Here is a 20,763-nt window from a genome sequence, read left to right on the forward strand (position 1 = left end):
CAGTGGTTGAACTCGATAGCCTAGACGAAAAGGCAACACGCCTCTTTGCCGGAAAAGTCGTTAGAAAAGACCTTGTTCAGCAGGTGAAGGTCGGCGTCAATGTGCCTACTTACGTGCTTGAGTACCTTCTTGGTCGCTACTGTGCGACCAACGACGAAAATGCCATTCAAGCCGGTCTGAGGATGGTCCATACGACACTAGCTGAAAGCATTATCCGTCCAGATGAGGCAATGAAAGCGCAGTCGCGCGTCAAGGAACACGGGCAGCAGCGCTACATCGACAAGGTGCTGGTTCGGCTGGATGGCTCGAAGTATTGGGCAGAACTCGTGAACTTCGGGCATCGATTCGTACATATTCCCGATCACTTCGTCCGTCGTTATGAACGCCTCTTGCAGGGAGGTGTATGGTGCCAAGTCGATTTGGAGTTTATGGCGGATCAGGATACCGAAGGAAACAAAGCCCGCCCTTTCTTCATCACCGATCTGCGTCCGATTCAGGTCTCCACGCTTGACCTCGCGGAATATACGGCTGCCCGTGATGATTTCGCTACTGAGGAATGGATCGACCTGCTGATCCGCTCGATTGGCTTCGAACCCAGTCACTTCACACATCGCGTGAAGCTCCTGATGTTGATGCGTCTTGTCCCAATGATCGAGCGCAACTACAACCTGATCGAACTCGGTCCTCGGGGAACGGGCAAGTCATTCGTCTTCCGTGACTTGTCGCCCTACGCAATCCTCATCTCTGGTGGCAAAACGACCGTCGCAAACCTGTTTTACAACATGAGTTCGCGTCAGGTCGGACTCGTTGGACTGTGGGATGTCGTCGCCTTTGACGAGGTTGCAGGTATCCAGTTCTCTGACAAGACCGCGATCCAAATCATGAAGGACTACATGGAAAGCGGTAGCTTCAGCCGAGGCAAAGAGGAACTTGTTGCCGATGCTTCAATGGTCTTCAACGGCAATATCAATCAGCCCATAGATTTGCTTCTAAAAACTTCCACATTGTTCCAGCCGCTCCCTGAAGACATGCAGGACATGGCGCTCATTGACCGGTTGCATTTCTATCTTCCCGGCTGGGAAATGCCGAAGATGCGCAATGAGTTTTTCACCACGCATTTTGGGTTCATCGTAGATTACCTCGCAGAAGTCATGCGCGAGCTGCGTCGTCAGAGCTTCACTCAGCTGCTTGATCAGCATTTCAGTCTTGGAAGTCACCTCAACACGCGTGATGCCAGAGCAGTGCGCCGCACGGTGTCGGGTCTGCTGAAATTGCTGCATCCTTCAGGTGAGTTTGATCGTCAAGAGTTACAGGAATATCTGGAGTTGGCGCTCGAAGGTCGCCGTCGCGTCAAAGAACAACTGAAAAAGATGGGGTCATTTGAGTACTACCAAACCTCATTTTCTTATATTGATACGGAAACAATGACTGAGCAGTTTGTCGGTGTTCCTGAAGAGGGGGGACAGCATCTCATCGGTCAAGACCCCCTGCCACCTGGAAGCGTAAACATTGCTGCGCTGACCGACAACAATACCGTGTTCGTCGGACGCATTGAGGTAAGCATGTTCGGCGGCAATGGCAAACTGCGGATTAGTGGAGAGATAACGAAGCAGCTCCGACAAAGTATTATGACTGCTTTCGACTATGTACGCGCAAACGCCCGCATGCTCGGTATTCAACAAGAGTTGGACGCGAACGATTTTCATGTACAAGTCGTGAACTTGTCACATACGAAAGATGGTGCCGATGCAGGCGTCGGTTTATTTGTTGCTCTGTACTCCCTCTTACGCAGCAAACCTGCCCTGCCCGGACTTGCGGTGATTGGCGAAATGACGATTCAAGGCAATATTCTCCCACTGCAAAGCTTGATTGAGCCTCTAAGAGTGGTTATGGATAATGGCGGGAGGCGTGTTCTGATCCCAACGGCGAGTCGACGGCTGTTTCTTGAAGTACCTCCGGACACACTCGAAAAAGTTGACCCAATCTTTTACTCCGATCCATTGTCTGCAGCGATGAAGGCATTAGGAATCGGATGATTCGATGCCGGTTGATGCTCTGCTGCCAACGAGTTCCTGTGAGATGAGTTGAAATACGAAGCGGCACATGTGTGCCAACTCCTATGATCGCCTCTATCAAAACGGGACATCGTCGTCGCCACTGTGATCCTTGTCGCCGTTCTCAGCGCGATCCAGCAGGACGAGGCGGGTGTCATCCATTTCGAGGCTCGGCTCCGCCATGTCGCTCTTAAGAATTCCAACGTAACTTGAGACGAGACTCGCCCACCCTACGAGAAGCACGGCGACTCATTGTCCAGCTAACTTGAGACGAATCCAATGTAACTTGAGAAAAGCGGTGCTGTCAGTCACCCGACAACACCGCTGCGGACTGAGCTATTTTAGAACGGAATATCGGATTCTTCGCTGTGACCGTTGTCGCCGTTCTCGGCGCGATCCAGCAGGACGAGGCGATTGGCATCGATGTCGAGGCTCGGCTGCGGCGTGCCGCCTTGATCCGTCCATGCGCTCAGACGCAGCCACTCTGCAGTCGCTTGGATCAGCGATCCTTTGTGGACGTACTTGACCGCGATGTCCGCCAATTTATTCCAGCACGACACTCGCACCCAGACGGTCTGTTTTTCGCCCGCGCGGTTCTTGCGGCTGACCGCCACCGAGAACGACGCGACCGTCTGCTCACCCACCTGCCGCACCTGCGGATCACTGCCAACGTACCCGGTCACCTGCATATTCAACGAGCTGCCCATTGTGAACTCCTCGCGCTTGTGCGCTTTTGCCGTTCATCGACCCTGTGTCGATTTCTGACCGGACAAGAGCAGGCGATCACGCCGACCATCACCCAAAGGGCGCTACCTGATTGCGGTGAAGGCTCAGCGAAGCTGAGCATGGCGCAAGCCCGGAGCAATCGGGTTAAGCGAAGTCCGTAGGACTTTGATGGGAGGTGCGCCTGCTAGGATGGTCAGCGACAAATCGACACGTTTTCAGGTCGGATGGACGAAGCGCCGCGCCGAAGGAGACAGTTGGGCGCGACGGGCGAATGTGTGACCGGACGGAGGCAGAACCGTTTGGCAGTGGTGAGCAAGCGCGGCACTTGGCAGATCGACGCGATGCGGGGCGAAATGAAGGATGGGCTGCGGTGCTGGAAACAGCGGAGTCAGCGGCATGTCCCATACAAGCTGGAGCAGACGGCGGGTTTGCGTCTGTGCGGACGGAACTGTGCACGCCCGTCGAGCTGGATCGATGCAGCCCGGACTGCACGTGCCAGAGAACGGTTTGGTCAGCGAGTGGAACGATCCGGCAGATGAGACTCAGCGGTCGCGCTCGTCGGGGAAGTAGGTCGATTTGAAGTTGTACAGCGCGGGTTGTTTACTATGGCGAACGCCTTCATAGAGTGCGCCGGTGATGCGGTTCAAGCCATTGTGCAACTTTTCGCGGGCGTAGTTTTCGTCGCCATGGGCGAGCATCTGGATCGCGGTCTGGGTCAGGTAATCGACAGCGGCGAGGAGTTCGTATGCTATGCGTCCCTGCCACGAATGGACACCGTTCGCGTGAGCGGTCGCCGTCTGGAGATCATCCAACCCGCTGTAGGCGCGCAGCATCCCTTTGGCGGTCGCCTCGAAGTCATCGATGCGAACATCGTCTGGGGCGAAGTGGCGCAGGAAATCGCGCATCGCATCAACGGTGTGGAACGAGAGGAAGTTCTGCCCGCACTGCACCGCCAGTAGATGCCATGCCGCAGCGAAATCTGGATGATCGCACAGACCAAACGCCGTATTCTGTAAGGCGACGAGGATGTCAACAACGCGCGATTCATCGCGATCGGCGTTCAGATTGGAGGCGAGAAACTCGCCGATGGCGTTGTACTGTGCCGCGTCGAAACGGCCATGATACCGTTGCATGGCAGTGGCTTTCGGATCGTGAATCATGGGATATTCCTTTGTTAGATGGATTCAGTGAGACGAATGAGCGTGGTGATGGTATTCGGATCGGTCGGGTGGTGATCGATCTGGTGGAGAAGTCGTGTGAGAACTGCACTTGCGGTGCCGTAGAGCGTGTACAGGCTGTCCTTGTAGGGCAGCACCCATGTCCCTGCCGGAACACGTTTTGCGCCGTCTCCGTGCAAGCGGAACGGCAGGGTCGGCATCGATGTGAATGTCCAACCGGTAGCGAAGACGAGCGGTTCCGCGCGCTCGGCGGCATCGAGTGTCCAATCCGCGTAGAGCAAGCGTTCCCCCTCATGCGCGAGGTAGGCGCATTTCAGCGAGAGTCCGCCGAGATCGCTGAATGGCAGACGGACGACTTTAAGCAGGATGACGGGCTGCCAATCGAGGTGGGTAAGTGTGGTCATGGCACTTCCTCAAACCAGATGCCGCTGAAGCGGGCAAATTCGCTGTTGTCGAGGAAGCGTACCCAAACCGTGTGAATGCCGATGCTGTAGCGATAATCGGCGCTGTCGCACAGCGGGTAGTGGCTCACAATGCACTTACGGCGCGGATTGACCGTCCTCAGCCCGACGATGTGCCCGACAGCGCCGGGCGGCGGCAGTTTGGAGCGATGATAATTCTGGCGTTTGCAGTGGAGCATCAGGTTTGCTCTGGTAAGTATGCCAACAACTCGTCTTTACAAACGATGAGGCTCCGACTGCTGATTCCATCAAGACTCACAAACGTGACGAAGGTGCGGATGGGCTGCCGGTGGAGGAGTTTGTAAACATAGGTGCCGATCACCGTCGCAATCCAGTCGTTGATCAGCAAGTGCTGGTAGCCCGCATCCACCAGATCGGCACACGATGCGCCCAGCACTGCGAGCGGACGCTCTGACGGCGGTTCCGGTTCGAGCAGCGCCGGGAAAAGCAGCCCTTCCTTCGGCAGATACGGATACTTTCCGTCGCGCCCATCGATGAAGCGGCGCATCAGGTCTACATCGTCTACATTTCCGATGCAGATCTGGCCCGCGTCCGCGTGGTTACCCCCACTTATCAGCACTCCCTTCATCCGGTGGACAGCACGGCGCGCCTCGTGATTATCCACGCACGAAATCACCAGCGTGGAGCCGAAACGATCAGCATGGCGTTCCGGGTCGACCGGTTCCGCGATCCAGCCGATGTCCAGACCCAGCGCGGCATTCAGCCGTCGAGCAACGCATTCGGCTTTGAACTGCCCGATGTCCGCCGGGGCAAACAGCGCCTGCCGCCCGATGTTCTTTTCCTCGACGCGATCCGGGTCGATCAGCACCAGCGACGGCGTATGCTGCCGGGCGCGCTGCATGTCGTACAGGATGCGGGCGACGATCCGGGCAGTCGATGCGCCCGTACCGCCCACGCCCACCAGCGTGATGGTCTTGATGTGCGTATTGGGGTCGAAAATGCCGTTCATGTTGCCTCTCCCAGCAGGTGTGCCAGCGTTTTCTTGACGGGGATCAAATCGGATACCGGATACCGCTTCGTCTTTTGGGCTTCCAGAGCGACCAGCTTGGCGCGAATATCCTGCGGATGGCTGCGGGATTTACCCGAACACGCGTGATTGCCAAAGGACGACCCGATCAGCATTGCCCAGTCTTCTGCCAGCGACGAGCTGCGCAACGCTGCATCCGTTACCCGCTGCACCGTTCCCCAGCAGATCGCCCCTGAACCAAACACGTTGGGAATCGGTGCCTGAAACAGGGGGATATCGAGACTCTCCGGGCGGCGCTTCACAGCGAACACGCCGTACTGGGGTGTTTTCTCGCTGGCGGTCACGCGGATCATGACCATACCGGGGAGCGGCACGCGCAGCGCCGTCTCTGCATCGTCAAGAAAGATGCCGGTCTTTTGTGGTGGACGGTATTCGACGATGGTTTTCTTCACGCCATCTTGCCGGACGAGCAGCGTGTTTCCGCCGAGCAGCCCCGTATCGAACGTGACCTTCGCCGCTAGCGCCAGCGCGATCTGCGCCGGATCCACAGGGAATTCTTGCGTGAGTTCGCCTTCGGTCTTACGCAGCATCACGCCGAACGAGTAAAAACTGAGGGTCAGCGACGGCTGTTCCGTCAGTGCCGTCGTCAGGGCGCGTCCATGCCAATCGGATTGTCCGTTCATCGAGTTTGCCTTTTCGCTTGAATTCACGATACAGATGCGCGACATTGCGCTCCAATTCGGCTTGGAGCCACGGGGTGGACTTGAGGATTTCGACACCTGCCTGCACGTCGCGCAGAATGCCCTCCGCCTCGTCGATGAGTTCGATGGCGAAGGCGATGTCATCCGGCGACCATGAGAGCGGCGGGATTTCGGCAAGCGATTCGTCGGTCTGGTCTACAAGACTGTCCCCGGAACAGCTAAATAACCAACTGAACAGCCACCCGACCTGCCGCAGCGCTGGATCGTGCTGCTCGTGCAAACTGGCGGCTATTGCGTGCCCGGCAGGATATACACAGTCGGGAATATCGATGCTGTACGTCTCGCCTTCGGGGATGTCGATGCCGAACGGCGCAAGGATCGGCAGCAAATCGGCGTGAATGGCATAGAAGTCCGGGTCTTCCAGATCGACGCCGACCGCGTTCAGGGGGATGCCCCACCCGATGGTTTCCAAGTCGTCGAGGAGGATGCCTTTGGCGGAAATCGCTTTGCACAGCAGTCGATCCATCTCTTGATGCGATGCGCCCGCCCGCAGCCGCTCAACGGCTTGGGCATAGATGTCGGGGAACGCGCCGCGTGTCACTTGCAGTGCAATCGTGAGCGGATCGGTTTCGTGGTCGATGTCCGGCTCATCAAATGCTGCCCAGAACGGATCGAACGTGGCGACGGCGGATGCCAGCAGCAGGAGCGAATCGGCGGTGAGCGCGACCGCGAGTTGTTGGTAGGTGGCGCTGATGGCGTTCACAGGACGTACTCCACGATGCCGACGGCGCGAATGGGAATCGGGGTGATCTGTGCCAACTGCCGCGCCGCCGCTGTGCAGCGTCCGGTGTAAGCGACGATCTCCGTCACCGCTTCGACCAACTGCGAACGGGGGATTGGTGCGGTTCCGGCGAGCAGGTGGGGCTGCGCGCGCAGCAGCCCCATGCCCTTGAGTTCGACCGGCGCGATCCCAGCAAGACATGCACGCAATTCCTCCAGTCCAAACGGAGAGCCGAGCATGATCACCCCTTCCTACCAGCGATAGCTACCCACTCCAGCACCTGCGTGCCATCTTCCAGTCTGGTTTCACGCAGGGTCGCGTGTGCGATCTCCGGGTAGGTGATTTTGAGCGTTTCCCGAAGCTGTTCGGGATTCAGGTGGGACAGGCTGGCATCCGCAACGATGCGGGTCGCGCCGATCTTGAGGATACGTGTCGGTTGGGTCGGGTTCTGGTCGGTCATGGTGAAGCATTCCTTTCGGGATAAGTGAGTTACAGAAGCGCGGATTGTTCGGTGGCACCGTTCGTGCCGTGATGCCCATTGCTGGAAATAACCGGATGCTGCGGCGCTTCGAGGGTGAGCGCGTCTTCGTCATCTACCTCATCGATCAGCGATGTGTCGTCCGATTCGGTGGGATCGCCCGTCTGCACGAAGTCGGTGAGCGCGAACAGCGACAGATCACGCTCGGTTAGGTGCTTCATCTTCTTTGCCAGCGCGTACACATCGTCGATGCGGATCGGCGACTCGCCGTCCCATAACTTGCCGTCAATCAGTTTCCCGGCGATCAGCACCGCTTGGCGGTAAGCCGCCGCGTCGGTTTCCCTGCCCGTGATCTTAAGGTGACTGATCTTGACTGCTTTCTTGCCCTTCTTCAGCGGAATATCGACGGTTGGTTCGCTGGGCGGTGCGGGCTGTTCTGCCTGCTTGCGCGACTGCGGTTTGGGCGGAGTCAGATCGGGAATGATCGGCGGATCGGCTTCGACGGCAGCGAAAGCGATGAGCGCGTCGGCGATGACTTCGGTCAGATCAGCGACGCGCTCGTAGGTGAACTGATGCACGCGGGCGAGATCGCCACGCTGCACGAGCAGCCTGCCGGTCTTGTTCTCGCTGTCTGTGTCAGGCAGGGTCAGCGTGATCATGATCGGTTTGGGGGTGGGCGGTTTCGAACTCATGGGGATTCCTTTCTCATGTAATGGATGAAATACCGAGTGCCGGGTACAGGTCTTTAAGCAGCAGCGTGCCGCAGACATGGCAAAAGCCGTATCCGCTTTTTCTGTTAAACCCAAAGCTCGGGTGTCGGTCTGCGTGCTTGTGGCGCTGCGGGAACGGACATGCGCCGTTCAGCCAGTCACCGCGTGGCTTGCACCCGGACGCCAGCAGTGCATCGGCGACACGCTGAAGCATGTCGGCATTCAGCGGGATCGGCGCACGAGATACAGGTATGCTTGCTGCTGATGATGGGCGGGGCGGGGAGCGATCTGACGGCAGATACGCCTTGAACGCATCCATCGGATACCGGTGATCGTGCAGTTCCAGCACCTGGCAGAGTGCATTGCCACGCATGGGCTTGTTGTTATGGCTCTGGGGAACACGCAAGCTCTGCGCGACGCTGAGGTAGTCACCATGCAGTGCAGTCGCCAATCCGCGCAACAGGTCACGCGCTGTGGGCAGATTGGCTGTCGGTTCGTCGAGCCACCAGTAGGCATGGAATCCGCCGCCACTCGCAACGATGCACGATGGCGCTGGATCGGCGCGTTGCAGCCGTTTCAGGGCTTCGATTGAGGGATCATCCACATCAACGAACAACGCCGGGAGCGCGACGACCTCGGCTGCACCACCGCGCTGCCAGCGAGTAAGTCTTGGACGACGCAATCCAACCGCGAAGTACGCGCCCCAACCGAGCGCGTTCGCTCGGTCAAGGTCTGTCAGCGCCTCGCGTAGTGCAGCCTTGTCATGCAGCGGAATGTGACGAGAGGGTGTGGAGTGCTTGCCGTCAGGATGGATGGAGGTGAGCGTGAGGCGGGCGTCGGCGTACTCTGTGCAGCGGGTGAACAGCGCGTCGAAGAAGGCTTGACGCATGGCATCAGAACAGCGCCATTTGTTGAGTGAAGGCTTCGTCGGGGACGGTTTCATGTCGGGGAAACACCAGAGGTTCACGCACTTGTTTGCGCTCCCGTTTCGGCGCTGCCGTCGCACGAGTTGGTGTGACGATGTGCAGTGCAGGCGTGGAGTCGGGCTGAGCGCTCGCCAAGGCGACGAGTTTCCCCGCGACTTCCCGCTCAAAGCCGGGAAAGACGACATGCTGTTCGGTGAGCCAAGCTGCGATCCCATCTGCTGTCCCACCATCGAGCAGCGCCAGCAGTTCGCCGCGCCGCTGCGTCCACAGCGTTTCGTCGGTGAAGATGTGAACTGTCTCCAGATACGCCGTGATCGCTTCGACCGGACGTAACGCGCCGTCAGCCATTCGCTGTTCGACAGACTTAATCGGTGATATCGTCGCGCCCATCTCCAGCGCCGCCGCGATGAGCGCATCGGGTTTATCAGCGACCATAGCTTCGGCGGCGAGCGTCACTTCCTCAACGTTCCAGTACGCGGCATCTTCCTGATCGATCTCCCCGACCTTCGCCTCTGCCTTGAACAATTCCGTCGGATCAAGCAGTGTCTCGTCGCGCCCGATGGCTTCAAGCAAGGCTTCTTCAAAACCACCCTCCCCTTCGGTGAGCGCGTCCAGTCCGGTCAGCCCGATATCGCCGGTGAGCAATTTCGCGGCACGCTGCTTGCGGCTCATGAGCTGCACGGCGGTTTGCTCCATCGTGCCTTCAGCGAAGAGATAGACCACTTTGCAGTGTGCGTGCGTCTGGTTCAGGCGGTACGAGCGCGCTGCCGCCTGCATCATCGTCGAGAGGTTGAACACGATCTCGAAGAAGATCAGCGTCGGGAAGTGGATGAGATCCAAACCCGTCTTGACCAGCTCAGGATTGCAGAGAACAACATTGGTTCCTTTAGCGATCTCGCGCTCGATGACCGCTTCGCGCCGCTCGGCATCGACGGTGTTGGATAGGATGAAGGTGCGTGCCAGCGGGATGTGTTCTCGGAGGAGCTTCTCCAGACGCGGCTGAATATCGCGGGTGGCGGTCTGGCGAAAGTAGATGACGCAGGGGCGATCCGCCGCGAGTTCGTCGCGCACGAGGTCGATGAGCGCCTGCTCTTTGGCGAAAATGCGGTCTTCGCCGTAGCTGGGGATTGAAGCGACGGTGTACGGCTCTTTCGCGCCGGTGATCGGATGCTTGAGGTTGTGGATCACTTCATACGGACGGAACGGCGCGTTGACCCAGCCCATCGACCATTGAAGATATGCCCCGCGAAATGTCGTGTCGCCCTCCCATCGGCGCTGGATCAGGTAGTCTTTGAGGCGCTGGCGGGTGCGGTCATATTCGGCGTACACATCGGGATCCAGTTCGACGGGGAGCGCAATCTCCTCGTAATGTGGGAGCGCCTTCCCCAGATCGCCCAAGCTGAAGAAGATGGCGTGATCCAACACTTCCGCGACCAGCAGCGGCGAGATTCCCGGCGCTTCTTCATAGGGACGCTCGTAGGTGGACGTACCGGTGTACGCGCCCGTGTCGCGGTCATAGGAGGGGCGTTCTTCAACCACCTGTTCGCGCACCCCCATCTCACTGACCCACCTTGACTCGGCGCGACCACGCTGATTGGCGCTCTCGCTGATGACTTCCTGAAACGCGCGTGTGCCGCGCTGCTTACGTGCAAGTCGCTTACCACCGCCCCAGTTATACCGTTCGCGCACACGTGGATTCAGCGCGTACTCCAGGTTGAAGATCGACGAAGCGCGTCCATTGAAGGGTGTGCCGGTCATCGCCAAGACCTTCTTCGCCATGCCTGCCATGCGTGCGAAGGATTCGCCGTTCCCCGTGTCCGAATGCTGCGCCTCATGCACCTCGTCCCAAATGAGCAGATACACGCGATCCGGGAACATGCGCTTGATGTATTCATCAAGGCGATAGCGCGGGTTCTTGGTCGCGTACTTCTCACCGGGCTTCGGCTGTGAACCGCGATCCCGGCTTTCGCCCCAGAGCGGTGTATTGCAGACTGCGCATGACCGTTTGCCGCCTTCCAGCCACGATTGCGAGGCGGGTGCGCTCACGCCCTTCTTCTCCTGCATGACGGTGTTCCCGCAGTGTGGACATTTCGGCACACGTTCACGTCGGATACGGTGGTTCGGCAAGTACCCATGCGGGACAGGCGTGCCGTGCCGCCAGAGGGCAACCGCTTCCGTCCGCCAGGCAACCGACGGTTCCCACGCGCAGCCAAGCTTCGTCAGGTCGCGCTTGATCAGCCCGATCTTCGGCACATTCGCGGGCAGGGTTTCGGCGCGCTGGAGGAACGACTTGACCGCTTCGTGCCTATCCAACCGTTCGATGACGGCTTTCGGCGCGATGCTTGCCAGTTCCCGTTTCCATTTCTCAATCAGGTGGGGCGGCGCGACGATCAGCACCACCTGATCTGGGCGCATGTCGTTCGTCATTGCCTTCACTATGCCGGACGCAATGCTGACGGCGGCGGATCCGCCCATCAACGTTTTCCCGTACCCATCGAACCAATGAGCAGGATACTGTCGCGCGATTGGAAACCGCGTGCGATTGCGCCAACCACATGCTTCTGCGCGGTATACATCGGGTATTTGCCCTTGAGCCGGATGCGATCCAGCCAGTGCCCGATGCCTGCGAAGTCGAAGCGGTACATGGGCTTGAACTTTGCATTCAGGTATCCGGCTAACGCCCGCTTGTTGGCGGTGATGAAACCGAGCAGCGCCTCGTCGCCTTCCATCTCGACCGTCGTGCCATCGCCGCTCAAGAGCGAGAGCGTGGTCGAGGGCTTCAGCCGGATGGTTGTCTTCTTGACCTGCCGTTCCGGGTCATTGGGATCGGCTTCGACCTCTACCCGGGCGATCTGTTCGACATGGCGAGTCTTGCCACGCAAAGCCACCCAACCGTACTCCGTCGTCTCGATGACCGCGCCATCAGCTACCCCTGCTGCCAGCACCAGTGCGAGGTGTCCCGGCCGCGGCGCGACGACCGGTTCTATGTCCGCTGGTGGCGGCGGGGTCTGGAGCAGTGCCTGAAATGCGTTGGAACGCCACGCGCCTCCATCGGTAATGAGCCGCAAGCCCTGCGCTTCGTCGATTACATCGGGCGCGAACACGAACTTGCGGTTCGGATCACGCGGCGGTGGGACGCGATAGACTGGCTGCGGCTGCACCACGAGAGGACGCGGCTCTGCCTTCTCCCTCAGGATCGCATTGTAGAGCGCACCGGGTTCGGGCTGCGTACCTTTGATGGCAGCGACGACGATCTGATCATATTCGCCCAGATGTTTCCCCGGCAGCGCCCACACATCGACACTGCGGCTGTTTTTGGCGAAGAACGCCGCCGCTTCTTCTGACAGGTGGTACTCATGCGAATTCGCAGAGTTTTGACCCCGGCGAAGTCGCAGTCGCCCTGAACCGTTGTTCCCCAATTGAATTTGTGGGTTCTTCAGCCGCATCTACCGATGAGGAGTAGATGGGCTGTTTTTGTTTATGGAGGCAGATCGAATGAACAGGCGTAAGAATCAGCAGCAGGTATCCGAATCACCCCTTACATCGGGCGGCATTCTCACAGTTGGGTTGGACATCGGCTACGGTGTCACCAAAGTCGTGACGGACAATACCGCCATTGCTTTTCCCTCGGTTGCGGGTCATGCCCGCGAAATCAAGTTCCAGCAGGAGGCACTGGCAGCCAAATATCCCGGTGACCAGTTGACCGATGACGACGGTTCCACCTGGTTTGTCGGCGATCTGGCGCTGGCACAGCTCCCGCCCGGCGAATTACTCCGACTGCGTGGGCGCACAGCGAATGAAAAGACGATGGGCAATACCTTCCGTCTGCGGCTGGCGAAAGCGGCAATTGGCAAGCTGGCGCAGGGGATGTCAGGGCGGGATGTCGTCCATCTGCGCTTATGCAGCGGTCTCCCGGTTGACCATATGCGCGATGCGGGCGGACTCAAGCAGGCGCTGCTGGGGCAGCATCTCATCAAGACCGATTCCACCGAGATCATCGCCAATGTGACCGAAGTGATGGTCATGCCACAGCCCTATGGTTCGGCGTATGCCATGATGCTCACCGAACAGGGGGAAATCAACGTCTATCACACCTACATGCGAACCGGGGTGGTCGATGTTGGCACGTATACGGTGGACATCATTTTGGATGACGATGGCGACTTCGTGGATGCCGAAAGCGGCAGTGTCGAGAGTGGTGTTTACACCGCGCAGGAACGAATTGCCGCCATGCTGGAGCGCGATTACCGCGAGAAGATGCCCCACCGGATTGTCGAACAGGTTCTCCGTACCGGGATATTCACCGCGAGCGGCAAACCAGTGGATTACAGCGCCGAAGTCGAGGAAGCACTCGCCCCGCTCCGCAGCGCGACCCTCAATCTGCTGTCGGAGAAGTGGCAGCGCGGCACGACGGTGGATGTAATTTACCTGTCTGGCGGCGGAGCAGAACTGGTGTATGAGCAGGTGGTCGAAGCCTACCCCCAAACGAAGCTGGTGCCGGATGCACAGATGGCGAATGCCAGAGGCTATCTGCACTACGCCCATTTTGCTGCCCGGAAATAACCAATTCGGTGTAGGGGCGGGTCTTACTGGTCAGCCCAATGGGTGATACGGGTAAGACCCACTCGGAGGAGAGACAAATGGCAAAGCGCAAGACAAGCAAACGTCGCTACCGGATGATTACGTTCAAAGTATTCGAGGATACCGACAGCGACATCCTGGACTGGTGGGAAGGGATTGATGAAGGCGAACGCAGCGATGCGTTACGCGACCTGATCAGGGCGTATCTGGGGAAGCAGCCGCGCCGCAACAAACTGCTGACCATTCCTGAACTGCTGGAAGTGCGGCGGGACACCCTATGGATACGCGATGCCCTGAACGAAATGCCGGGCTATCTGGAACGGCTGGTGCAGCATGTAGCAGCCAATGGTATGTCGACACAGCCTGAAGCACGGACACCAGCGAATGGCATTGTCCCACAACCGACTGAACCCGCTCTGTCCGACAACGACAGTGACCGCCGGGCGCGACGCATGAAGCGATCCCAGTGGTAAGGAGGCGGTGTATGGAGCATTTCATCCCAGCGTGTAGGACATCAAAGCAAAAAACGGCGCATGGCACAGCCATGCACGTCGCAGCGTCGAGGCGCTGCGACTTCGCGCGGCGGGGGAGAATGGTAGAAGTTTCAAGTGGAACTATCCTCCCCGCCGCAAGACGTTTTTAATTTGTCAAGTAGAAAGCGAAGAATTGGTGAGAAAGTCGTGTGGAACACACACCAGGAAAACAAAGACAGCGCTCTGGTCAAAACCACAGCGTGTAGAGATAGAGCATCAGTTATGGGACGCATCGCAATCGTTAGACGGCTTCTGCAAGCTGAACGACGGTTGGCAAACCCTGCCGCGAACGGTTGGTAACGTGAATCACTTCATCGTACATCTCGCCTCGCTGCCACAGCGTCCAGAGGATCTTCATCCAGCGGTTCGCCAAGGCCCGGTACGCACGGGGTGTGGAGTGCCCTTTATCCAACTGCTGCTGAAGGTAAGCCTTCGCCCAGCCGGAATGTCGCAGGCTTTGTCGTGCCAGATCGTCAGCGGCACTCCGCAGGGGATGCGAGCAGTTGTGGCGGAACTCCACCGATTTGCTCTTGCCGCTCCGCCGGGTGATGGGCACAGTGCCCGCCACCGCCTGCAACGAAGCGGCAGTGGGAAAGCGATTCCGGTCGTCACCGATCCAAGCCAGCAGTCGGGCGGGAGTCAACGGACCTTTGGTTCCGGGAAAAGACAACCACCACTCCGCTTCGGGATGGGTCAGGAAAACCTTTTTCATCTCGCGGATGAGGGCTGCCTTCTGGTGATGCAAAGTTCGCAGGATGGGAACCAGCATTTTGACGTGTTCAACATAGCCTGCCTGCACCGAAGCATGGGGCATGGGCACTTGCAGGCGCTGGTAGATCAGGTCCAACCGATGCATATGACGGTAATTCTGGCTGCCCAGAAAGGCTTCCAGATCGGCATAGGTGATCTTTTCAGCCTCCTGTGGGGTTGGGAACTGTTCCAGGAACGCCAGAGTGAGCGGCGAACGTACGAAGGAGAACAGGGTCAGCGCCACCGGATAATACTGGCGCAGATTGTAGATCAACTGGTTGCTCAGGCGGCGTTGTTCTCCCAGCGCACGGTCATAAGCACGGGCGAGCTGTCTGAGATGAGTGACGATCTGGCTCTGACGACTGTATGGACGGCAGTCGGGATCGCCCAACCGCAGCAGATACGCCAGCAGAAAGGCATCACCCTTGTCATCTTTGACGCGGGTCGGGCGGCGATGTGCCAGGACGTGAGGTGGTGTGATGTAAAGATCAGTCCCCTGCTGAACCAGCCAGTCCACCAGCAGTCCGTCAGAACGTTCGATGTTGATGCGGATGTCCGGCAAGGTTTTGAGCAGTTCATAGAGTTTGCTGAAACCCGCCATATCGTGTGTGATCTCGAATTGGCTGAGAACACGCCCATCGTCTGCCATGAGGCACAGATCATGTTTATCGGTCGCCCAGTCGATGCCCAGGTAATGCATGAGAAATCCTCCTCGCTTGAATGGTGGTTAAGATCACGCAGGACATGGGCTGGCCGTTCGCTTGCTAAGGCGCTCGTGGCGCGACGTTTTTACGACAGCCGCCATATCACAACGTCGGAGAACGGTCTTCTAGGGTCCTCATGGGACGGCAAGCTAAGGGTTCTCTCCGACGCTGGCAGCGTGCTCTCCGAGTGTAGTACAGGGAAGCCTGCCGCCATAGTGACCGGCAGAGGAGATGTGCGACCATACACTAATCTTGGGGCTGTGGTTGTGCGCTGTCAGACAGTCGCTCGAACACAGGTAGGTATGAGTCAACAATCGCCTCTATACCCCAAGATTAGCAAGCGAGCTAAATCCGCTCGCCACTCATGCGCCGTGGGGGCTGATGCAGCGGCTGTCGCCCCTGCATGAGTGCGGCGGTGCAGAGATGCCGCCGCACTCGTGGACGCGGTTCGCCGCGCCCACCGAACGCACCCGTGACCGGGATGCGTTCCCCATCTGCATCATGTCCGTTCAGCAGAAAAACGAGGAACAGAGGTCATGAACCATCGTCAGACAGTCACCGAAATCAGCAGACGCCTGCCGCGCCTGAAACGGCGCGACGTGGCCGAGGTGCTGGAAATCATGACGGAGTTGTGGCTGGAGACGTTGGCACAGCCCGATCAGACAGTCACCGTCGCAGATCTGGGCAAACTGACCGTCGAGGTGCAGACCGTCCGCAGCGGTGGCGCGGTAGGACGGCGCATCCTCAAACGGGTGTATCTGCGCTTTCGTCCAACGGCAAAGTTTCGCCAGGCAATCATCACCGCCTATATAGAGGAAGGACAACTCAAATGAAGAAGAAACCCAACCCGTACAGTGAACGCATGACCGTCAATCTGACTCCCGACCAGATGCGGCGGCTGGAGGAACTGCGGAATGTCCGCAGCCGTGTCGGAAACTTTGTCAGCAAGAACGACCTGCTGCGCGATGCGGTCAACTTGTACTTGGCAGCGCAAGAGGATTTGCCGGGGTCGCGTCGGGCGATTGCCAAAGGTATCGAATCGAAGGTAGACGCACTGGACACCAAAGTTGAAGCACTGACCACGCTGCTACAAGGCTTCATCGAGCGCGTGACGCGCAAACGTGAGGGCTAGATGGACAGAAAGCAGATGTGCATTGCCAATGTGCAGTACAAGAAACCGTCCGCTGACGGCGCAAAGCAGTCGAAGAATCTGCTGCGGTATCTGACTTATCGGGAGAGCCGGGATGAGGCGGCGCGGCATGTCGCCGGACGGGAACGCTGGGTCGATCATGGTATGGGTAGTTCGGTAGCCGAAATCGCGCAGCGCTGCGACGACCTCAAGAGTGAGCATGTACTGACATTCTCGCTAGTCATGAACCCTAACCCCGACCTGATAACGATGGTCGCGCCGGAGGAGCGGGAACAGTTTGTCCGCGAATTGACGGCAAGCGTGGTTGACGATTTCTTTGAAGCACGAGGGATCGATACAGGGGTCGAGATGAGCTATGTCATGCACCATCGTTTGACCGACGATCCACAAGCACCCGGACTGCATGACCCACACACCCATATTGTCTTGCCGGGGACGATGTATGACGAGGAACATGGGCAGCGCGTGCCGCTGTTTTTTAGCCGCAACCGCAAGGTGAATCACATTGACCTGCTGCATGATGTCACCGAGCGCACGATGATCGAGCAGATGGAACGTTACGTCGGTCCCGACTGGGAACAGCGTTATGACGAGTTAGCCGCCGTTCGTGAGCAGGAGCGCCAGATCATCGAGGACGAACCGCATGGGGGGATGCTTGATGACAAAGGCGCAAGCTGGGATGTCTGGTGTGGCACACGGCGGACGGATGAGCAGCAAACCGCCGTTGGCTTTTATCGCTGGTATGCAGCACCGACTGAAGACGACCCGGATAACCTCCGTCTGGAATTTCGTCCACTGGTGGCGGGACTACCACATGAGCAGGCAGCCTTTTTCGCGCAGGTACTGGCACAGGCGATGAATAGCGAGATGGACAAATTGAAGGAACTCGCGGGATTGATTAACGGGATGAGTGCTGACCAGCGGGAGGCATTGATCGAGGAAATGGGTGGATATGAACGGGTAGCAAGGGATGTATCACCCGATTTTGAACTTTAGCCGAGAAAGTACACAGGCGAGAGCAGCGCCTACCGTCGCCAAACGTGTGCGCTCCAAACCCCTGTGTACCTACCAGATAGGAATGCAACGAGTATGACACAGAATGGAACTGTGAACAAGACGGGCACATTCGACGCGCCGGGTGCCGGGAGACGCGATTTCCTGAACGCACTCTATCAAGGAAGCCCGGACAATCTTTATTTCGAACTGCGCTGCATCCATCCGACCACCGGGGAGGCACGTTCGCTATGGGGACGAATAGGGAACAAGAGCGAACTGGCAGCCGCGCTCAAACAAGCGGAGGCACTCAACCGCGAGGGGTATGGGGTGTACTTTGCTCCCTGTCTGCGCCGGATGAAGCAGGGTAAAGCAGAAGCCTCCACACTCGTTCCGGCGTTGTGGGTCGATATTGACTGTGATGGGGATACCCACCAGCGTGACCAGAGCCTAATGACGCTCAGAGGTTTCGACCCATCGCCATCCTTCATCCTCGACAGCGGGGGCGGCTGGCATGGCTACTGGCTGCTGGATGAGCCATTCCAACTTCAGGGCGAGACAGATAGGCAGAAAATCGCGGGTATGCTGCGTGGATTGTTCGCGGCATTAAGTGGCGATCCAGAATACGTAAAAACCGTGGCAGGCATCATGCGCCTGCCTGATTCGGTGAATACCAAACCTGAGCGCGGCAATGTCGTAGTTACTGTGGTCGCGAGCTACCCGGAACGGCGTTATTCACTGGCTAACTTCACCTGGTTGGAGAGTCAGCCGCGTACTGAGAAAATAGGCGGCCTGAATGTGATCACCCTGAATGGGAATGGACATCATCCTCTGCCACCACGCACTGAAAACTATCTGGCATCTGGCGCTGCGGACGGCAGCCGCAACACTGAGCTGTTCGCGGCATCCTGTCAAATGCGCGATGCGGGTTACAGCCAATCCGACGCGGAACGCGAACTCATCCCTCGCCATCTTGCCAGCGGCAGCAGTGAACGCGAGGCACTGGCGACAATCAAAAGCGCCTTCAGCCACCCGGCCCGGGATCCCATTCCAGAGCCACGACAAACCGCCCGCCAGCAGGTGGAGCAGCTCGTTAGCCGCTTTGGGCAGCCAGAAGCAGAGCGTGAACGTCCGACGATGGAGCAGATTAGCTCGGCTGTGACCGCCTGCGCTCACCTCAATGCTGTCGAGTGGGCTGCCGAGCGCCAGCGCCTCAAGATACTGTGTGGTGATGGGCTGAAAATCGCTGATCTTGACAGGCTGTATCGGGAAGCGAAGCGCGAACTAGACCGCGCCGCCTTTGCCGCCGCAATCGCAACAGAACAGTATCTCATCGCTGATGGATGTATGGTGTTTGAGAAGCAGACTGAGCGTGGCACCAGTCGCCAGATCGTCGCGGGATGGGTCGGGCGGGTGCTGGAGCGCACCTCCCGCATGGACGATGATGGACAGGTCGAACACCTGACCATGCTGGAATTGACCTGCGGGGAGGAAATGCTGACGCTGCATGTGCCAAGCGAACTCTTTGGCGACCCGAATGCCTTGCAGCGTTTTATTGCCGGACATGCGGGTGAAAACTTCACCGTCCGCGCCGGGATGATTCGCCATCTTGCGCCTGCGATTCTGGCGCTATCAGGTGCATACCCGCGTCGGAAAACGTACCGTTTCATGGGCTGGACAGAGATCAACGGTAAGTGGGTTTATGTTTCACCGGAGATGAGTGTCAGTGTCGATGGACAGTTGGGTGAGCCGCCAGAGGTTGAGCTTGAAACACGGTTGAGGGACTATCGCTTGTGCAGTGGGAACTGGCAGGACAGTTTGGAAGCATTTAGAGCAGCAATTGCTACGCTTCCCAGACACCTCGCACCGTCCTTGATTGCCTTTGCCATGCTCCCTGTCGTGCAGCGGTTCTTTCCCGCCGCCGCGACCCGCCCGGCGGTGCATCTGGTCGGAACATCCGGCAGTGGCAAATCGGAAATCGCATCACTGTTGACCAGTTTCTACGGGCAGTTCACCCGTGACACCCCACCGGGTCAGTGGGGCGATACTATCAATACCGTCGAGGCGCTGGGTTACGCGCTGGCGGATACCCTGTACTGGGTGGATGATTATAAGACCATCTATGCCGACGAACGCACCTTCACCCGCTTTTTACAGAGCTATTCACGCGGCATGGGACGTGGCAGGCTGACCCGTGAGGCTAAGCTGCGGCACGAGCGTCCCTGTCGCGGATTGCTGTTGTCTACCGGCGAGACGACGATTGAAGGGGAAGCCTCGATCCTGTCACGCATGTTAGTGCTGGAGATTCCGCCTTGGGAGAAGCGTGATCCGGGTGGCGCAGCGCTGGCGAAGCTGGAAGTGATACGCCATTATCTCCCCGGTTTCACTGCCCGCTTTATCCAGTGGATTGCGGCAGAGGCGGATGAAGGAACACTGGCCAAAGAACTGGCAAGTCGCTTTGAGTCTAATGTAAAGGGCTATCGCGACAGCCTCACGAGCAAGCTGGGACGGCAGGCGAACACCGGACGTATGGTGCAGAACTGGGCGGTACTGGTGACGACCTACCAGATGCTCAGGCAGTTCATGGCGGTATTAGACTGCGACGATGCGTTACCCTCGTGGCAGGACAGCATCGTGGAAACAGTGAAAGCTGTGCAGCAGGAACGTGCCGGGCAGGTATTCATTGACACGCTGGGGCAGCTACTTGCCAGTGGCGAACTCATGTTGGCACGCGATATGCGCGAACCGGAAGAACCACGACCCGGAACAACCATTGTTGGTTATCTCGATGAACGCTACGTGTATCTCCTCCCCGATGTCGCTCACCGCGCTGTTCTGAGGGTGCAGGCACTTAAATTCAACACCCCGGCGATTGGCGCACAATTGAAGGAAGATGGCTGGTTGATTCCCGGTACAAACAACCTGACGGTGCAGCGACGCATCCGGGGGATACCCACACGCCTCTGGCAGTTAAAAGCCGATGTTTTGGGGTATGACGACTGTGACGGTGGTTCAGTGACAGCATAACAGCGCGAATCATCGCAGTAAA

22 protein-coding genes are annotated in these 20,763 nt (G+C 58.3%); 8 read left to right on the forward strand and 14 right to left on the reverse strand.

The window, feature by feature from the left end:
* The first annotated feature begins 2 nt into the window (after positions 1 to 2).
* Positions 3 to 2,036, forward strand: a complete 2,034-nt coding sequence (gene brxL / locus IPK17_RS13275; RefSeq protein ID WP_343418173.1) for a protease Lon-related BREX system protein BrxL — start codon at positions 3 to 5, stop codon at positions 2,034 to 2,036.
* Between the two features lie 359 nt (positions 2,037 to 2,395).
* Here the strand turns inward: brxL and IPK17_RS13280 are convergent, their stop codons facing one another.
* From IPK17_RS13280 to IPK17_RS13340, 13 genes are all read right to left on the reverse strand, one after another.
* Entirely contained in the window at positions 2,396 to 2,761 is a 366-nt protein-coding gene (locus IPK17_RS13280; RefSeq protein WP_343418174.1) for a single-stranded DNA-binding protein, read from the reverse strand.
* A 561-nt stretch (positions 2,762 to 3,322) separates the two neighbouring features.
* Positions 3,323 to 3,940 carry a hypothetical protein gene (locus tag IPK17_RS13285; protein WP_343418175.1) on the reverse strand — a complete coding sequence of 206 codons (618 nt, stop codon included), beginning with the start codon at positions 3,938 to 3,940 and terminating at the stop codon, positions 3,323 to 3,325.
* 14 nt (positions 3,941 to 3,954) lie between these two features.
* A complete protein-coding gene (locus IPK17_RS13290) occupies positions 3,955 to 4,362 on the reverse strand; it encodes a hypothetical protein (RefSeq protein ID WP_343418176.1) in 408 nt (135 codons plus the stop codon).
* Positions 4,359 to 4,598: a hypothetical protein gene (locus IPK17_RS13295; protein ID WP_343418177.1), complete on the reverse strand. Its 240-nt coding sequence runs from the start codon at positions 4,596 to 4,598 to the stop codon at positions 4,359 to 4,361. The genes IPK17_RS13290 and IPK17_RS13295 overlap by 4 nt, the downstream gene beginning before the upstream one ends.
* Positions 4,598 to 5,389 (reverse strand): ThiF family adenylyltransferase, encoded by a 792-nt coding sequence (locus IPK17_RS13300; protein WP_343418178.1) that lies wholly within the window; start codon positions 5,387 to 5,389, stop codon positions 4,598 to 4,600. The genes IPK17_RS13295 and IPK17_RS13300 overlap by 1 nt, the downstream gene beginning before the upstream one ends.
* Complete coding sequence (locus IPK17_RS13305) at positions 5,386 to 6,090, reverse strand: hypothetical protein (protein ID WP_343418179.1); 705 nt, start codon at positions 6,088 to 6,090, stop codon at positions 5,386 to 5,388. Before IPK17_RS13305 ends, IPK17_RS13300 begins: the two co-directional genes overlap by 4 nt.
* Complete coding sequence (locus tag IPK17_RS13310; RefSeq protein ID WP_343418180.1) at positions 5,987 to 6,871, reverse strand: hypothetical protein; 885 nt, start codon at positions 6,869 to 6,871, stop codon at positions 5,987 to 5,989. Before IPK17_RS13310 ends, IPK17_RS13305 begins: the two co-directional genes overlap by 104 nt.
* Positions 6,868 to 7,128, reverse strand: a complete 261-nt coding sequence (locus IPK17_RS13315; protein WP_343418181.1) for a hypothetical protein — start codon at positions 7,126 to 7,128, stop codon at positions 6,868 to 6,870. The genes IPK17_RS13310 and IPK17_RS13315 overlap by 4 nt, the downstream gene beginning before the upstream one ends.
* A 2-nt stretch (positions 7,129 to 7,130) precedes the next feature.
* Positions 7,131 to 7,349, reverse strand: a complete 219-nt coding sequence (locus IPK17_RS13320; RefSeq protein ID WP_343418182.1) for a hypothetical protein — start codon at positions 7,347 to 7,349, stop codon at positions 7,131 to 7,133.
* A gap of 29 nt (positions 7,350 to 7,378) precedes the next feature.
* Complete coding sequence (locus IPK17_RS13325; protein ID WP_343418183.1) at positions 7,379 to 8,059, reverse strand: hypothetical protein; 681 nt, start codon at positions 8,057 to 8,059, stop codon at positions 7,379 to 7,381.
* Positions 8,060 to 8,072: 13 nt separating this feature from the next.
* The gene (locus IPK17_RS13330; RefSeq protein WP_343418264.1) at positions 8,073 to 9,020 is read right to left on the reverse strand and encodes a DNA-primase RepB domain-containing protein; all 948 of its coding nucleotides are present in this window, start codon (positions 9,018 to 9,020) and stop codon (positions 8,073 to 8,075) included.
* The gene (locus tag IPK17_RS13335; RefSeq protein ID WP_343418184.1) at positions 8,971 to 11,478 is read right to left on the reverse strand and encodes a helicase-related protein; all 2,508 of its coding nucleotides are present in this window, start codon (positions 11,476 to 11,478) and stop codon (positions 8,971 to 8,973) included. Before IPK17_RS13335 ends, IPK17_RS13330 begins: the two co-directional genes overlap by 50 nt.
* Positions 11,478 to 12,449, reverse strand: coding sequence for a hypothetical protein (locus IPK17_RS13340; protein ID WP_343418185.1), 972 nt, complete (start codon positions 12,447 to 12,449; stop codon positions 11,478 to 11,480). The genes IPK17_RS13335 and IPK17_RS13340 overlap by 1 nt, the downstream gene beginning before the upstream one ends.
* A 49-nt stretch (positions 12,450 to 12,498) precedes the next feature.
* Here IPK17_RS13340 and IPK17_RS13345 point away from each other — a divergent pair, with 49 nt between their 5' ends.
* A complete protein-coding gene (locus tag IPK17_RS13345) occupies positions 12,499 to 13,566 on the forward strand; it encodes a ParM/StbA family protein (protein ID WP_343418186.1) in 1,068 nt (355 codons plus the stop codon).
* A 77-nt stretch (positions 13,567 to 13,643) separates the two neighbouring features.
* Positions 13,644 to 14,057, forward strand: coding sequence for a hypothetical protein (locus IPK17_RS13350; protein WP_343418187.1), 414 nt, complete (start codon positions 13,644 to 13,646; stop codon positions 14,055 to 14,057).
* Positions 14,058 to 14,358: 301 nt separating this feature from the next.
* Here the strand turns inward: IPK17_RS13350 and IPK17_RS13355 are convergent, their stop codons facing one another.
* Entirely contained in the window at positions 14,359 to 15,567 is a 1,209-nt protein-coding gene (locus IPK17_RS13355; RefSeq protein WP_343418188.1) for an IS110 family RNA-guided transposase, read from the reverse strand.
* Between the two features lie 385 nt (positions 15,568 to 15,952).
* On the opposite strand from IPK17_RS13355, the gene IPK17_RS13360 reads away from it, so the two are divergent.
* The 5 genes from IPK17_RS13360 (at position 15,953) to IPK17_RS13380 (ending at position 20,741) form a co-directional block, all read left to right on the forward strand.
* The gene (locus IPK17_RS13360) at positions 15,953 to 16,111 is read left to right on the forward strand and encodes a hypothetical protein (RefSeq protein WP_343418189.1); all 159 of its coding nucleotides are present in this window, start codon (positions 15,953 to 15,955) and stop codon (positions 16,109 to 16,111) included.
* Entirely contained in the window at positions 16,108 to 16,404 is a 297-nt protein-coding gene (locus tag IPK17_RS13365; RefSeq protein WP_343418190.1) for an HU family DNA-binding protein, read from the forward strand. The genes IPK17_RS13360 and IPK17_RS13365 overlap by 4 nt, the downstream gene beginning before the upstream one ends.
* The gene (locus IPK17_RS13370) at positions 16,401 to 16,703 is read left to right on the forward strand and encodes a hypothetical protein (protein ID WP_343418191.1); all 303 of its coding nucleotides are present in this window, start codon (positions 16,401 to 16,403) and stop codon (positions 16,701 to 16,703) included. Before IPK17_RS13365 ends, IPK17_RS13370 begins: the two co-directional genes overlap by 4 nt.
* A complete protein-coding gene (locus IPK17_RS13375; protein ID WP_343418192.1) occupies positions 16,704 to 17,717 on the forward strand; it encodes a hypothetical protein in 1,014 nt (337 codons plus the stop codon). It begins immediately after the preceding gene.
* A 93-nt stretch (positions 17,718 to 17,810) separates the two neighbouring features.
* A complete protein-coding gene (locus IPK17_RS13380) occupies positions 17,811 to 20,741 on the forward strand; it encodes a hypothetical protein (protein ID WP_343418193.1) in 2,931 nt (976 codons plus the stop codon).
* Positions 20,742 to 20,763 lie beyond the last annotated feature (22 nt).

Source organism: Candidatus Flexifilum breve (assembly GCF_016713355.1).

What these genes read in the sequence shown, in the direction of transcription:
- IPK17_RS13280 (WP_343418174.1), bottom strand. Translation starts at nt 2,761, where the DNA reads ATGGGCAGCTCGTTGAATATGCAGGTGACCGGGTACGTTGGCAGTGAT.
- IPK17_RS13285 (WP_343418175.1), bottom strand. Translation starts at nt 3,940, where the DNA reads ATGATTCACGATCCGAAAGCCACTGCCATGCAACGGTATCATGGCCGT.
- IPK17_RS13290 (WP_343418176.1), bottom strand. Translation starts at nt 4,362, where the DNA reads ATGACCACACTTACCCACCTCGATTGGCAGCCCGTCATCCTGCTTAAA.
- IPK17_RS13295 (WP_343418177.1), bottom strand. Translation starts at nt 4,598, where the DNA reads ATGCTCCACTGCAAACGCCAGAATTATCATCGCTCCAAACTGCCGCCG.
- IPK17_RS13300 (WP_343418178.1), bottom strand. Translation starts at nt 5,389, where the DNA reads ATGAACGGCATTTTCGACCCCAATACGCACATCAAGACCATCACGCTG.
- IPK17_RS13305 (WP_343418179.1), bottom strand. Translation starts at nt 6,090, where the DNA reads ATGAACGGACAATCCGATTGGCATGGACGCGCCCTGACGACGGCACTG.
- IPK17_RS13315 (WP_343418181.1), bottom strand. Translation starts at nt 7,128, where the DNA reads ATGCTCGGCTCTCCGTTTGGACTGGAGGAATTGCGTGCATGTCTTGCT.
- IPK17_RS13320 (WP_343418182.1), bottom strand. Translation starts at nt 7,349, where the DNA reads ATGACCGACCAGAACCCGACCCAACCGACACGTATCCTCAAGATCGGC.
- IPK17_RS13325 (WP_343418183.1), bottom strand. Translation starts at nt 8,059, where the DNA reads ATGAGTTCGAAACCGCCCACCCCCAAACCGATCATGATCACGCTGACC.
- IPK17_RS13330 (WP_343418264.1), bottom strand. Translation starts at nt 9,020, where the DNA reads ATGAAACCGTCCCCGACGAAGCCTTCACTCAACAAATGGCGCTGTTCT.
- IPK17_RS13335 (WP_343418184.1), bottom strand. Translation starts at nt 11,478, where the DNA reads ATGGGCGGATCCGCCGCCGTCAGCATTGCGTCCGGCATAGTGAAGGCA.
- IPK17_RS13340 (WP_343418185.1), bottom strand. Translation starts at nt 12,449, where the DNA reads ATGCGGCTGAAGAACCCACAAATTCAATTGGGGAACAACGGTTCAGGG.
- IPK17_RS13345 (WP_343418186.1), top strand. Translation starts at nt 12,499, where the DNA reads ATGAACAGGCGTAAGAATCAGCAGCAGGTATCCGAATCACCCCTTACA.
- IPK17_RS13350 (WP_343418187.1), top strand. Translation starts at nt 13,644, where the DNA reads ATGGCAAAGCGCAAGACAAGCAAACGTCGCTACCGGATGATTACGTTC.
- IPK17_RS13355 (WP_343418188.1), bottom strand. Translation starts at nt 15,567, where the DNA reads ATGCATTACCTGGGCATCGACTGGGCGACCGATAAACATGATCTGTGC.
- IPK17_RS13360 (WP_343418189.1), top strand. Translation starts at nt 15,953, where the DNA reads ATGCAGCGGCTGTCGCCCCTGCATGAGTGCGGCGGTGCAGAGATGCCG.
- IPK17_RS13365 (WP_343418190.1), top strand. Translation starts at nt 16,108, where the DNA reads ATGAACCATCGTCAGACAGTCACCGAAATCAGCAGACGCCTGCCGCGC.
- IPK17_RS13370 (WP_343418191.1), top strand. Translation starts at nt 16,401, where the DNA reads ATGAAGAAGAAACCCAACCCGTACAGTGAACGCATGACCGTCAATCTG.
- IPK17_RS13375 (WP_343418192.1), top strand. Translation starts at nt 16,704, where the DNA reads ATGGACAGAAAGCAGATGTGCATTGCCAATGTGCAGTACAAGAAACCG.
- IPK17_RS13380 (WP_343418193.1), top strand. Translation starts at nt 17,811, where the DNA reads ATGACACAGAATGGAACTGTGAACAAGACGGGCACATTCGACGCGCCG.